This is a genomic window from Marivirga sp. (assembly GCF_051117495.1).
GTDB lineage: Bacteria > Bacteroidota > Bacteroidia > Cytophagales > Cyclobacteriaceae > Marivirga.
The window spans coordinates 81,791-94,784 of record NZ_JBNPEF010000028.1 but is presented as its reverse complement, the minus strand read 5'-3'; the positions used below and the strand labels follow the sequence as shown (position 1 = coordinate 94,784).

The window sequence follows — 12,994 nt, the reverse complement described above, 5'->3', positions numbered from 1 at the left end:
GTTGCGTTTAAAAAATCTATTTATAATTATTTTACTTCTTGTATATTAAAATCAATTGCTTGATCCAATGAATTAAAACGAATATATAAAGCTTTTATATAACCTTCCGAGTATTGGTCACAATTTTCGTTAGGTTCTAAATAATAGATAAAAAATTTCTGACTTCTTTCATATAATTGATGCTTATCTGCAGTTCCCAAAAGGCTGATCATCTCATTTTGTGACAAGCCTTTTAATTTTTCCTTTTGAGAAAGTAATGCCTCTACAACTTCAATTCTATATTCTAAACAGCCATTTTTATCGTTTTTCCATTTTTTTTGGTCAATATTTTCGAGTTCGGGTAATTTTCCACATGCTATAATAAAAATTAAAAATGCAAATGGGATTATGCGATATAAGTTCATGAAATTGTTTTAGTAGTAGGTTTTTTGACTGTTGAGTAAGATTTTTTAATAAATATTAATGAAGCAAATGAAATTACTCCATAAGCTAATATTGCGACCATAAATATTTTACCTATTGTAGGAAGCAATACAAATGTTAGTACGATTGGTGTGACTAATACTCTAAATATTTCTAAACCGAAGGAATATTTCTTTTCTTCCAAAACCACACCCAAGCTGGTTACACCCAAAATTATTAATGAGACAGCTAATACTTGTTCCCAAATATTAAATTTATCAGCATTAAAAAGAAATAGGGCAGTACCTCCTAAAATTATGATATACTGAACCAATACATATAAACTAAATGCCCCGGAAGTTTGCTTATCGTATTTTTGGTCATTTTCAGGATCAACTTCAGGAATGGCCAATTGACCTCCCATTTCCTTTGGTTGCCAACCTGGAGGATAGAAAATGTATTTCAATTTATTTTTAAAGCCTTTCATTTGCTTGATTCCTTTTCCCATTTCCACATAATGTTGCAAATTCACCCAAACAGGATTCCAGCTGGCCGTTTGTTTGGTAATACCATAGGTAGGTCGCTCTTCTTCCTCTTGAAATGTGCCAAACATCTTGTCCCAGATTATAAAAACACCCGCATGATTCTTATCTATGTACTTTGGGTTTCTACCATGGTGCACTCTATGATGTGAAGGCGTATTGAAAATCCATTCGAAAGCGCCCATTTTCCCAATGGTTTCTGTATGAATCCAAAATTGATAAACGGTCACCAAACCAGACATCAATACAAAACTTAAGGTATCAAAACCTAAAATAGCCAAAGGAAAATAAAAGAAGAATGTCCAAATAATTTGAAATGAGCCTTGTCTCAGTGCTACTGAGAAGTTATAATCCTCACTTTGGTGATGGACTACATGACCACCCCAAAAGAGGTTGATTTCATGACTTTTTCTATGCGCCCAGTAATAAAAGAAATCTGCTAAAATGAATAATAATATTAAATTATACCAAGTGGGAGCAATGGAAAATAAAGCAAAATTTTCAAATACCCATTGGTAGGCCGCTACACTCAGTATTTTGAAAAAGATACCAGTTACTTGCTGTGTTATACCACAACTGATGTTGGTAATCGCATCATTTAATCTATAAATCCTATATCTTTTTACAGCTTGAATAAGTAATTCAATCCCTATGAGGGCAAAATAAATAGGGATTGATAATATAATTGGGTTAAAATCCATCTTGTTTTATTTATGAATAAACAATAATAAATATTGCTTCGTTTCGAAATATAACATTTTGAATAAAAACTTCCTCGAAAAAATGCTGAAATACTCATGAATCCGATTAATTTTGCGAGCAAATAAAAATTATGGAAAGGATTTCAAGGGCTTTTTTAATTGGTACAAGCATAGCTTATTTAGCGGTTTTATTTTATACTTATGCATATTTTGCAGAGTTATCTGTAGTGAAAATCAAGTTGTTAGATAATAAAATCCAATTCAGTAACAATACATTATTTTATACTGGTTTAATCATCCCCATCATAATTGTACTTATCTGTGTTGCTTTAGCCATTGTTATCAAAAGTCAACCATTTGGTCCTAATTTTTATTTCAAAAATGAAAAAGCAAGAAATACTCTAGCCTCATGGGCTAGAAGCTTGGCTGGAACATTCAATTTATTTTTTGCCAGTTTATTAACAGTTTTTATTTTCGTGAACAATGAAGAAGGTTTAACCCAAAGTGGTTATTTACCTTTGATCATAGTAAGTCTTTTGGTGATTTTCTTTTGGGTACTTTGGTTGCCTTTTATTTTAAGAAGAAATAAATAATTTTTTTCAATTATTTTTCTTGCTGATTAAAATGAATTTCAAATCACTTTAATCAACTCATATTCAAATATTTTATTGGCTTTGCTTGATGTAGGACTTTATCTGTTTAGGAATGGTTTTGTGTCTAAAAACGGATAGCACAAAATCCAAAAAGCTTTACAATTAGAAAAAGCTTTGTAATTTTAAAATTTGAGTAAGCATAAACTTTTCAATCCATAAATACGATGGCAGAATTTCAATATGATGAGGACAGTATAAAATCACTGGATTGGCGGGAGCATATTCGTATGCGTCCTGGTATGTATATTGGTAAATTAGGAGATGGTTCTTCCCCTGATGACGGTATATATGTTCTGGTGAAAGAAGTGATTGATAACTCCATTGATGAACACATGATGGGGTTTGGTAAAACAATAGAGATTAAAATTACCGACCAAAGAGTTGAAGTCAGAGATTACGGAAGAGGCATTCCACTTGGTAAAGTAGTGGATTGTGTGTCCAAAATCAATACAGGCGGTAAATACGACACGGGAGCTTTCCAAAAATCAGTAGGATTAAATGGAGTGGGTACCAAAGCGGTGAATGCCCTCTCCAATTATTTTAAGGTACAGGCCTTCCGTGAAGGGCAAACCAAAGTAGCTGAGTTTCAAAAAGGAATTTTGACCAATGATGCAAAAGTGACTTCAGCCAGTGGTAGAAATGGTACGCTCATTGCATTTGAGCCTGATGAAACAGTCTTTAAAAACTACCACTTCATTCCGGGTTTTTTGGAAGAGCAAATGTGGAATTATGCTTTCCTGAATTCAGGTTTAACTATCAACTTTAATGGAGAAAAATTTCATTCAGCCAATGGCTTGAAGGATTTGTTGGATCGAAAATCTGATGAAGAAACCAATCGCTATCCAATCATTCATTTGAAAGGGGATGATATTGAAATGGCCATGACCCATGCGAATCAATATGGCGAAGAGTATTATTCTTTTGTAAATGGTCAAAATACCACGCAGGGAGGTACGCATTTAACCGCTTTCAAGGAAGCTATTGTAAAAACCGTGCGTGATTTTTATGGTAAAAACTATGATCCTTCTGATATTAGACAGGCCATAGTGGCTGCAGTGGCTGTTCGTGTTCAGGAACCCGTTTTTGAATCCCAAACCAAAACAAAATTAGGTTCTCAAAATGTGGCGCCAGATGGTCCTACCATGCGGACCTTCATCAATGATTTTGTAAAGAAAGCATTGGATGATTTCTTGCATCGAAATCCTAAAACTGCAGAGGCATTGCAAAAGAGGATCATGCAGTCTGAAAGGGAACGTAAGGACATGGCGGGTATCAAAAAACTAGCCAACGAACGAGCTAAAAAAGCTAATCTCCACAATAAAAAATTGAGAGATTGCCGCGTGCATTATGATGATAATAAGCATGATAGAAAGGATGATACCATGATTTTCATCACTGAGGGAGATTCTGCCTCAGGTTCTATTACCAAATCAAGAGACGTACAGACACAAGCTGTATTTAGTTTGAGAGGTAAGCCACTAAATTGCTATGGTAAGACGAAAAAACTCGTGTATGAAAATGAGGAATTCAACCTTTTGCAACATGCCTTGAATATAGAAGAAGGTCTTGAAGGACTTCGTTATAGAAAAGTGATTATCGCAACTGATGCGGATGTGGACGGCATGCATATTAGGTTACTGCTCATGACATTTTTCTTACAGTTCTTTCCAGATTTAGTCCGTGATGGTCATTTATATATTTTAGATACGCCACTTTTTAGGGTGAGAAATAAAAAGGAAACCCTCTATTGTTATTCTGATGAAGAAAGAATAAGAGCTATAGAAAAAATTGGTAAATCAGCCGAAATCACAAGATTTAAGGGGTTAGGAGAGATTTCACCTGAAGAGTTTGGTGAATTTATCAATGAAAATATAAAGTTGGATCCCATAATCTTAAATAACCAAACAAAGATAAAAGACCTCTTAACTTTCTATATGGGAACTAATACCATTGAAAGACAACAGTTTATAATTGATAAACTAAGAGTGGAGAAAGATTTGGAAGAGGAATTGGCAGAGGTCTAGTTTATTGTAAAAAAATTGCAATAAAGTATATTTTGCAATATATTTACAATATGAAAAATCATGTTATAATGGCTGATATCATCAATAGTTCTGATTATTCAGGAGCTGAATTGATGGAAAATTTTAAAATTTTAATTAAGAAGGCAAATAAGTTATTTGAAGAGCAAATTATTTCTCCTTTGACTATTACTTTGGGAGATGAATTTCAGGGAGTTGTGATAGATTTAAGAACATCTATTGATCTGGTTTTTTATCTTGACCAAGAATTATTAAAAGCAGATTATCAATTAAGATATGCATTGCAATTAGGTGAAATTGAAACTCCTGTAAATGAATATATCGCTCATGGTATGTTAGGTAAGGGGCTGACTTTGGCAAGGGAAAATCTGCAATATGGAAAAGAGGAACAGAAAAGATTTAATATTTCTGGATATGGCGCTTTGAAGAATGAAATGTTTAATAAATCATTTTTACTTTACGATCATTTTTATCAGAAATGGTCAGATACGGAAAAATTAATTGCATTTGAATTTCTTTCAGGAAAAAACTATAAATCAGTAGCTGAAATATTTCAAAAAGATAATTCCAGTATGTGGAGAAAAGAGAAAAGTCTAAATCTGAAGGAATTCAAAGTGGCAAAGGAGCTCATTAAATTGTACTTAAAGTGAACTTTGGACTGATATTTATATTTGTCATTATTATAGCGGAACTTATTAGTATTCTGTTTTTTTGGTTACTAGCGAAATACAATAAAGATAAGATCAGCTTAGCAAGTGTTTTAAAAGGTATATTAGAAAGAGCTTTTATTTGTTTTTCACTTTTAGTGGGTTACCCCCATGTTTTAACTTTATTTGCAGCTTTAAAAATTGCAACAAGAATTAAAGATGAGTCTAAAATTTCCAACGATTATTATTTTATTGGAAATTTAGTCTCAGTTTCTTTAGCCATATTATATACATTATTGATTGAACAAAATATTCTTTTAACAGAATAAGATGGAAGAAAATAACGAAAATATAGAACCAAACAACAACCAAAACGGAGAAGATAAGGACAAATTACATAATGTGATTGCAGTTTCGGGCATGTACGAAAACTGGTTTTTGGATTATGCTTCTTATGTAATCCTTGAAAGGGCAGTACCTGCCAATGAAGATGGTTTTAAGCCTGTTCAGAGACGGATCATGCATGCCATGAAGGAAATGGATGATGGGCGATTCAATAAGGTAGCCAACATCATTGGACAGACTATGCAATACCACCCCCATGGTGATGCTTCCATTGGGGATGCGATAGTGAACATGGGCCAAAAAGATATTCTAATTGAAACCCAAGGAAACTGGGGAGATATTAGAACAGGGGATAGTTCGGCAGCACCAAGATATATTGAGGCCAGGCTATCAAAATTTGCTTTGGATGTGGTTTTTAATCCGCAAACTACTGAATGGCAACTTTCCTACGATGGAAGGAAAAAGGAACCCGTTACTTTACCCGTAAAATTCCCATTATTATTAGCTCAGGGAGTTGAGGGGATTGCTGTAGGCTTATCCACCAAAATCCTTCCGCATAATTTCATAGAGTTGATCAATGCCTGTATAGATGTGTTGAAAAACAAAAAGGTAGAAATCTATCCTGATTTCCCAACAGGAGGGATGGCTGATTTCGCTGAATACAATCAAGGATTAAGAGGTAGTAGAATCAGAGTAAGGGCTAAAATTGAAGAAGGAGAGAAGCGTACGCTTTTAATTAAAAATATTCCTTTTGGTACCACTACCACTGGTTTGATAGAATCTATCATAAAAGCCAATGACAAAGGAAAAATAAAGGTCAAGAAAGTAGTTGATAATACTGCCAAAGATGTTGAGATAGAAGTGCAATTAGCGGCAGGACAATCACCTGATATCACCATTGATGCACTCTATGCTTTCACTGACTGCGAGGTTTCTATTTCACCCAATGCCTGTGTTATTATTGAAGATAAACCTCATTTCCTGCCAGTAAATGAAATTCTAAAAAAGAATGTTGAGGATACGCTCAATTTATTGGAACGTGAACTTGAGATTAGAAGAGGAGAATTGATGGAGAAAATCTTGTTCTCGTCTTTAGAAAAGATTTTTATCGAAAATAGGATTTATCGAAATATTGAGGAATGCGAAACTTGGGAAGCCGTTCTAGAAACGATAGACAAAGGTTTAGAACCATTTAAACCACAGTTTTACAGGGAGATTACCCAAGACGATATCATCCGCTTGACGGAAATCAAAATTAAGAGAATTTCTAAATTTGATAAGTTCAAAGCCGATGAGTTAATGCGCAAATTGGAAGAAGAGTTGAAAGAAGTGGAGCATAATCTACAACATTTGACTGAATATGCTATAGCTTATTATAAAGGACTATTAGAGAAGTACGGAAAAGGCAAAGAGCGTAAAACCGAAATTAAAAGTTTTGATAATATCCAAGCGCATACAGTGGCCGCTAATAACCAGAAACTTTATGTCAATAGGTCTGAAGGATTTATTGGTTATGGCATGAAAAAAGATGAGTTTGTAACAGACTGCTCGGATCTGGACGATGTGATTGCCTTCAAAAGAGACGGAACTTATAAAGTTGTGAGAATTGAAGAGAAGGTATTTGTCGGCAAAGATATTATTCATGTGGATATCTTCAGAAAAAATGATGAACGCAGGGTTTATAATGCAGCATATTTGGATGGAAAGACTGGCCGAACCATGGTGAAAAGATTCCAAGTATTATCTGTCACTAGAGATCGTGAATATGACCTTACCAAAGGAGCAAAAGGTTCTAAAGTATTGTATTTGGAAGCTCGTCCGAATGGAGAATCGGAAGTGATTAATGTGAAATTATCTAACTCATGTAGAGCGAGAGTGAAGGTTTTTGATTTTGATTTTGCAGAATTGGAAATAAAAGGCAGGGGTGCTGGCGGTAATATATTGACCAAATATCCCGTGAAGAAAATTGAATTCAAATTACTGGGTGAAAGTAGTTTTGGTGGCTTGAAAATCTATTATGACCAATCGGTGGGTAAACTTAATACTGATGAAAGAGGACAATTAATTGGCTCATTTCATGGCGATGATAACATTTTGGTGATCAATAAGGACGGTTCTTACGAATTGAGTAATTACGAGTTGACTAATCGCTTTGATGGTGATAAAGTCTTGTTAATTGAGAAATTTGATCCGGATAAAGTGATTTCTTGTGTTTATTATGATGGGGCATCCAAAAATTATTATGTGAAGCGTTTCCAAATTGAAACTCGCACATTAAATAAGTCATTTGTCTTTATCTCTGAGCATAAAAAATCTACACTTACATTAGTGACCACCGATAAGGATCCGCAAGTAGAGATTGAATTCCGTAAGGGAAAAGGCAGGGAAAAAGAATCTGCAATCTATGATTTTGATATGCTAATTGATGTTAAGGGATGGAAAGCAATAGGTAATAAACTTTCTCAATATGATGTCACAAAAGTAAAATTATTAGAAAGCAAAAAAGAGGAGAAAGCTAAGGAATATAAAACTGGGGATTCTGTTGAATTTGATGTAGATGATGATAAAGAGCAGTTAGGCTTATTCTAAAATAAAATGAAAGCTGAATTAAATCATTTTCTCACTCAAAAATTTGCAGAATTTCTTTCTGAAGAACGAAAGCAATTTATAGAGTCTGTTCTTGAAAACAGAACTGATTTTTTGAGAGTGGTTTTGGAAGATATCAGAGACCCTCATAATGCCAATGCAATCATTAGATCTGGAGAATGTCTAGGTATTCAACATTATCATATTATTGAGAATGAAAATGTTTTCAAATTGGGAAGAGGTGTAAGTAGAGGTGCTATAAAATGGGTAGATGTTCATCAATATCCTGATAGTAATACTCCCACAAAAGATGTTTTTCAAGATTTAAAATCAAAAGGGTTTAAAATTGTTGCCACAAGTCCAAATAAAGAAGCTTGTTCCCCAGAAGACTTGTCTTTAGACCAACCAATAGCAATTGTATTGGGAAATGAACGAGATGGGATTAGTGAGGAAGCAAAAACCATGGCTGATGAATTTGTTCGTCTTCCTATGCATGGTTTTACAGAAAGCTATAATGTATCCGTTGCTGCAGGCATCACATTTTACAGTTTAATCTCTAAAATAAGGTCATTCGTAGAAAATTGGCAATTCGATGAGCGAACTAAAGATGATTATCGTTTGCAGTGGTATAAAAAATGTATGGCCAGACCTGACGATTATGAAAAATTTTTCGTTAAGGCTTTTGAACCTGATAAATTGTAATGATAAGATTTTCTATCCGCCTTGGCTTATTCCTTATAATATCCGCAATTGTATTTGCCATATTTTCCAATGTTTTTATTATTTCAAAAACGAATGATTATATATATGAGGACATAAATTCCATTCCCGTTAAGGAAATAGCATTGGTACTGGGAACCAGCAAGAGAAATATCAATGGGGAGTCCAATAGTTTTTTTGACAATAGAATTGATGCGGCCGCGCAACTTTATCATAAGGGAAAAGTAAAAGGTTTATTGCTGAGTGGAGATAATAGAACCAAATATTATAATGAGCCTAGTGATATGAAAAAGGCCTTAATGAAAAAAGGGGTCCCGGAAAAGGTCATATCCATTGATACTGCCGGTTTACGTACAATTGAGAGTGTATATAGGTGTAAAGAATTATTCCATCATGAGGATGTAACCATCATCACCCAAGAATTTCATGCTTTTAGAGCGCTTTATATAAGTCAGTATTATGAAATGGACGCCATAGCCTATCCAGCTGCGGAAGTCCCTGTTTATTCTTCCACAAAAGTAACCATCCGAGAATTTTTTGCTCGTCCAAAAGCCTTATTGGATTTATATATCTTAAACAATCATTACATCAATTTAGAAAATTCAAGATGATGAATAGTTAAAAAAGCCACCCAATTTATTTGGGTGACTTCGGAACGACTAAAATAAAATTATTTCAGTGACCATACTGTATAACTATTTGGCGGACATTGAATTTTTACCCATTGGTCATTTTGTGTGGTAGGTTCCCAATTGGAATTACCTGTGTAATCTTTGATGACCGAATTTCCCCAGTTAGTAGGTACCCATCTTTCTAACCACTGATTAGAATCATTAAGATATACCACTATACCTGGGTTCCCATTTCTTCTGGCAACATATTCATCATTATCTGCATAAAGAATATCTGTTCCACCCGTGGCTAGGTTTCTGTGAATCCACATTAAGTTTTCTAACTTATCCTGATCTAACCATTCTTCATAATCTTGATAAAAAAGAGTAGGATAACCTTCATGAGTAAAAATATAGGCATAAGCATGCATTTTATCCCAAATCTCATCCGTATCATGATTGGTCACGAATGTCACAGCTTTTGCAGCATCCCTTTTCCATAGCATATCACCTTGCAATTTTGTTAAGTCATTGCCATCAAAAGCCTCTTCCATTCTGTAGTAACATGCGAAATCAAATGCAGAAGACGTTCTATTGGTACTGTTCACCCAATCTTGGAGAAGTTGTGCGTTTCCATCCCAGTATTCACCTACGGCAAAACCACCTACATTATTCATCCATTCACGGACTACCCAGCCACCAAAGCCTTTTACGTAGTCAAATCTCCAGCCATCGAAACCTAATTCATCTCTATAGTATTTTCCTACACCATCACTTCGGTTCCATAACCAATCTTGAACATAGGTAACTGAATGGCTTAAATCCGGAAAACCACCAAAAACGCCCTCATCGCTGCCGACAACTGCATTAGGATGAAAATCGCTGGCAGATCTGTAAAATTTTCCAGATGCTGGATTAAAATCTGTATAGGTGTCGGTTCCTGTGTAAGGGTTTGATTCTAAATCACCTCCACTATTATGGTTCAATACAATGTCTGCATAAACATCTATATCATATTGGTGGGCAGTATTGATTAAGCTTTCCAATTCAGATCTAGACCCAAACCTTGTCTCAATAGATCCTTGCTGATTGTAATCACCAAAATCAAAGTAATCAAAAGGATCATAGCCCATAGAATATGCCCCATTCATAGCCTTGGAAACAGGAGGGAGCCAAATGGCACTTACACCAGCCGCATCCCATTCAGGGATTTTACTTTCAATATTTTCATACCATGTGCCACCTGCAGGTACATTCCAATAAAATGCCTGCATAATGATGCCGCCCCCAGGTCCTGGATTTCTTTGATTGGCGTTTTCATCCGTTCGAGTTACATCCGTAAATGGATCGGTGGCTTTTTTGTTCGAGTGCCTATGCTGTTCTTCGAGCTTAGTATCATCTGAACAAGATACAATTATTGCTATTAACAATAATCCAAAAATTCGTTGTGCAATTAATCGTTTCATAAAGTATATTATTTGGTTGAAAGTCTAATTACTTTAATATAAATCTAAAATAAAAGTAATTTACGAATAATAATTCCGAAAACGATTGCGGTTTCGATTGCGAAAAATAGTGCAATCTAAATTAGTTTTATATGTATTTGAACAGGCTTAATAATGGAAAAATTATATTTTTATATGTCTTTATAAAAAAACAACAACAAATAAGTAGTTAGCTTGTTATGAATTAAAAATTAGGCATGGAAACTCAGAAAGCTCATCAAGTCAAACCCCGAAATTTCAAAACCCATATTTTCACTAAAGAATATGAAACACTTTATTCAGAGGAAGAAATTTGGAAATGGTTGAATAATGCTGATACTTTTATCAAATCGCAAGTTTGGCCTTTCAGAGTGGAATTTCTCAGAAACGAATACCAAACAAAAGATTTTGAAACTGGTGTTTTGAATAATCATCACGGACCGGGATTGTCGCTAGCTGGAAAAATTGGCGAAATAACCCCTCATTACCGAGATTTAGAATATTTCTATGGTAGTTATGCGCTTTCATTTCGTTTAGTAAGGCCTTTCCGTCTTGAATTTTGGTCCGAAAATAAAGGGGACAAAAGAATTGTAAAGGTGCAGCTCAGCAGTTTTGTTTCGAAATCATTTTATAGCATCTGGGCATGGAGCCAAAAAATATTTTGGAATAGATTCGGTAAGAAAATGAATAGTGGCATCAAAAAATTGCTTAAATGAGTTTGATAGATTCCTCTCACAGTCTAAATGATATTAAGTCAGCTATTCTTCAAGTGCTCAATAGAGCTGGAAATGATAAGCATTCTGCATTTCGTTTTATTATAATGAACACTATATCAAATGGTTTTCCCAATTCAAGATATGTGGTGCTTAGACAATTTAAAACTGAAAGTCATGAACTTTTTGTTTATACTGATTATAGGTCAAATAAAATAAATGAAATAGAAAAGAATAATTCTGTTTCTGTTTTGGCATACGATAAACAAAAAAGATGTCAGATTAAATTAAAAGCTCATGCCTACATTCATCACCAGGATGAAATTGCAAATGTACATTGGAATTTGCTTCATGGTGGAAAGGAATCATATAATACGAAATTCAGCCCCGGAAAAAAGATGGGATCTTTAAAAGAGGCTGGTGAAATGAAGAGTGAAGTGGATGATCAATATTTCGCTGTAATTAAAATGGAAGTGTTTCAAGCAGAAATCCTTCAATTGAATTCCGAGGGACATATTAGGGCATTAATTGATTTTAAGAATAAAAGTGCTTCATTTTTAGTACCATAATTTATATCCAAATGAAAAAAATTAAGCCTAAAAATGGTCAAGAATCAGTTTGGGATTATCCTCGACCTCCAGCAATAGAACCTATTACGCAACATTTAAGGATTATTTTTAATGGGGAATTGATTGCGGATACGAATCAATCCTATAGAGTCTTGGAAACAAGTCATCCGCCTACCTATTATTTGCCTAAATCTGCCTTCAGAAAAGAAACGCTTTTTGATAGTTCTCTTAGCACTGCCTGTGAATTTAAGGGGGTTTCATTTTACTATGATATCAAAGTGGGAGACAAGCTTGCATTAAATGCAGCTTGGGGTTATCCTACACCAAAGGGAAAATTTAAAGTATTGCAGGACCATATAGCTGTTTATGCGCATAAAATGGACGCTTGTTATGTAGGGGATGAAAAAGTTCAAGCCCAAGAAGGGGACTTTTATGGCGGTTGGATCACTTCCAAAATTGTAGGCCCATTTAAAGGAGCCAAAGGAACTTGGGGATGGTAAATTATTCTTTTAAAGGGTTTTTCCTCATTTTCTTCTTCTCCCCATGCAATTTTTTGCTCTGCAATCGCTTTTTCTGAGAGGCTTTTGTGGGCTTTGTTTTTTTTCTAAGCTTAGGTTTTACAAAAGCTTTGGCTAAAGTCCGCTCCATTTTTTTGAAAGCTAATTCTTTATTTTTTATTTGGGATGCGTGATTTTCCGCAGTAATGATGAGATCCCCTGATTTTGTCAGCTTTCCTGCTAAGGATTTCGTAATAGTTTCTTTTTCAAAATCAGATAATAATTGAGAGTCTGGAATATTAAATCTCAATATTACCTTTGTTTCTACTTTGTTTACATGCTGACCGCCAGAGCCACCGCTTCGGGCAGTAGAAACATCAATTTCCTTTTTGATTTTACTGAGTTTGAATTTTTGTTGATTCATATATCTATTATCGAAACAATTAAGTAATTTGTTTTAATCCTACTTTGTCGAGTTGGCA

At 34.5% G+C, this 12,994-nt stretch carries 14 protein-coding genes; 10 read left to right on the top strand and 4 right to left on the bottom strand.

Features of this window, described 5'->3' with window-relative positions:
- Positions 1-26 precede the first annotated feature (26 nt).
- Together ACFE0M_RS14995 and ACFE0M_RS14990 are read right to left on the bottom strand one after the other, a co-directional pair.
- Positions 27-404 carry a hypothetical protein gene (locus ACFE0M_RS14995; protein ID WP_434546593.1) on the bottom strand — a complete coding sequence of 126 codons (378 nt, stop codon included), beginning with the start codon at positions 402-404 and terminating at the stop codon, positions 27-29.
- On the bottom strand, positions 401-1,645 hold the full coding sequence (locus tag ACFE0M_RS14990; protein ID WP_434546592.1) for a sterol desaturase family protein: 1,245 nt from the start codon (positions 1,643-1,645) through the stop codon (positions 401-403). Before ACFE0M_RS14990 ends, ACFE0M_RS14995 begins: the two co-directional genes overlap by 4 nt.
- A 131-nt stretch (positions 1,646-1,776) precedes the next feature.
- On the opposite strand from ACFE0M_RS14990, the gene ACFE0M_RS14985 reads away from it, so the two are divergent.
- The 7 genes from ACFE0M_RS14985 (at position 1,777) to ACFE0M_RS14955 (ending at position 9,249) form a co-directional block, all read left to right on the top strand.
- Entirely contained in the window at positions 1,777-2,238 is a 462-nt protein-coding gene (locus ACFE0M_RS14985) for a hypothetical protein (protein ID WP_434546591.1), read from the top strand.
- Between the two features lie 224 nt (positions 2,239-2,462).
- Entirely contained in the window at positions 2,463-4,322 is a 1,860-nt protein-coding gene (locus ACFE0M_RS14980; protein ID WP_434546590.1) for a DNA topoisomerase IV subunit B, read from the top strand.
- A gap of 50 nt (positions 4,323-4,372) precedes the next feature.
- Positions 4,373-4,990, top strand: coding sequence for a SatD family protein (locus ACFE0M_RS14975; RefSeq protein ID WP_434546589.1), 618 nt, complete (start codon positions 4,373-4,375; stop codon positions 4,988-4,990).
- The gene (locus ACFE0M_RS14970; RefSeq protein WP_434546588.1) at positions 4,987-5,316 is read left to right on the top strand and encodes a hypothetical protein; all 330 of its coding nucleotides are present in this window, start codon (positions 4,987-4,989) and stop codon (positions 5,314-5,316) included. The genes ACFE0M_RS14975 and ACFE0M_RS14970 overlap by 4 nt, the downstream gene beginning before the upstream one ends.
- 1 nt (position 5,317) lies before the next feature.
- Entirely contained in the window at positions 5,318-7,921 is a 2,604-nt protein-coding gene (locus ACFE0M_RS14965) for a DNA gyrase/topoisomerase IV subunit A (RefSeq protein ID WP_434546587.1), read from the top strand.
- Between the two features lie 6 nt (positions 7,922-7,927).
- Complete coding sequence (locus ACFE0M_RS14960; RefSeq protein WP_434546586.1) at positions 7,928-8,620, top strand: TrmH family RNA methyltransferase; 693 nt, start codon at positions 7,928-7,930, stop codon at positions 8,618-8,620.
- The gene (locus ACFE0M_RS14955) at positions 8,620-9,249 is read left to right on the top strand and encodes a SanA/YdcF family protein (RefSeq protein WP_434546585.1); all 630 of its coding nucleotides are present in this window, start codon (positions 8,620-8,622) and stop codon (positions 9,247-9,249) included. Before ACFE0M_RS14960 ends, ACFE0M_RS14955 begins: the two co-directional genes overlap by 1 nt.
- Before the next feature lie 59 nt (positions 9,250-9,308).
- Here ACFE0M_RS14955 and ACFE0M_RS14950 read toward each other — a convergent pair whose 3' ends face one another.
- Entirely contained in the window at positions 9,309-10,715 is a 1,407-nt protein-coding gene (locus tag ACFE0M_RS14950) for an alpha-amylase (protein ID WP_434546584.1), read from the bottom strand.
- 236 nt (positions 10,716-10,951) lie between these two features.
- Here ACFE0M_RS14950 and ACFE0M_RS14945 point away from each other — a divergent pair, with 236 nt between their 5' ends.
- From ACFE0M_RS14945 to ACFE0M_RS14935, 3 genes are read left to right on the top strand one after another with little or no spacing between them, the layout of a single operon-like run.
- Entirely contained in the window at positions 10,952-11,449 is a 498-nt protein-coding gene (locus ACFE0M_RS14945) for a hypothetical protein (protein WP_434546583.1), read from the top strand.
- On the top strand, positions 11,446-12,015 hold the full coding sequence (locus ACFE0M_RS14940) for a hypothetical protein (RefSeq protein ID WP_434546582.1): 570 nt from the start codon (positions 11,446-11,448) through the stop codon (positions 12,013-12,015). Before ACFE0M_RS14945 ends, ACFE0M_RS14940 begins: the two co-directional genes overlap by 4 nt.
- An 11-nt stretch (positions 12,016-12,026) precedes the next feature.
- On the top strand, positions 12,027-12,515 hold the full coding sequence (locus ACFE0M_RS14935) for a DUF427 domain-containing protein (RefSeq protein WP_434546581.1): 489 nt from the start codon (positions 12,027-12,029) through the stop codon (positions 12,513-12,515).
- Position 12,516: 1 nt separating this feature from the next.
- On the opposite strand, the gene arfB is transcribed toward ACFE0M_RS14935, so the two are convergent.
- Positions 12,517-12,936, bottom strand: coding sequence for an alternative ribosome rescue aminoacyl-tRNA hydrolase ArfB (arfB, locus tag ACFE0M_RS14930; protein ID WP_434546580.1), 420 nt, complete (start codon positions 12,934-12,936; stop codon positions 12,517-12,519).
- Positions 12,937-12,994 lie beyond the last annotated feature (58 nt).

Bases quoted from the DNA above. Each gene is read 5' to 3' on its own strand.
- ACFE0M_RS14995 (WP_434546593.1), bottom strand. From the start codon at position 404: ATGAACTTATATCGCATAATCCCATTTGCATTTTTAATTTTTATTATA.
- ACFE0M_RS14990 (WP_434546592.1), bottom strand. From the start codon at position 1,645: ATGGATTTTAACCCAATTATATTATCAATCCCTATTTATTTTGCCCTC.
- ACFE0M_RS14985 (WP_434546591.1), top strand. From the start codon at position 1,777: ATGGAAAGGATTTCAAGGGCTTTTTTAATTGGTACAAGCATAGCTTAT.
- ACFE0M_RS14980 (WP_434546590.1), top strand. From the start codon at position 2,463: ATGGCAGAATTTCAATATGATGAGGACAGTATAAAATCACTGGATTGG.
- ACFE0M_RS14975 (WP_434546589.1), top strand. From the start codon at position 4,373: ATGAAAAATCATGTTATAATGGCTGATATCATCAATAGTTCTGATTAT.
- ACFE0M_RS14965 (WP_434546587.1), top strand. From the start codon at position 5,318: ATGGAAGAAAATAACGAAAATATAGAACCAAACAACAACCAAAACGGA.
- ACFE0M_RS14960 (WP_434546586.1), top strand. From the start codon at position 7,928: ATGAAAGCTGAATTAAATCATTTTCTCACTCAAAAATTTGCAGAATTT.
- ACFE0M_RS14955 (WP_434546585.1), top strand. From the start codon at position 8,620: ATGATAAGATTTTCTATCCGCCTTGGCTTATTCCTTATAATATCCGCA.
- ACFE0M_RS14950 (WP_434546584.1), bottom strand. From the start codon at position 10,715: ATGAAACGATTAATTGCACAACGAATTTTTGGATTATTGTTAATAGCA.
- ACFE0M_RS14945 (WP_434546583.1), top strand. From the start codon at position 10,952: ATGGAAACTCAGAAAGCTCATCAAGTCAAACCCCGAAATTTCAAAACC.
- ACFE0M_RS14940 (WP_434546582.1), top strand. From the start codon at position 11,446: ATGAGTTTGATAGATTCCTCTCACAGTCTAAATGATATTAAGTCAGCT.
- ACFE0M_RS14935 (WP_434546581.1), top strand. From the start codon at position 12,027: ATGAAAAAAATTAAGCCTAAAAATGGTCAAGAATCAGTTTGGGATTAT.
- arfB (WP_434546580.1), bottom strand. From the start codon at position 12,936: ATGAATCAACAAAAATTCAAACTCAGTAAAATCAAAAAGGAAATTGAT.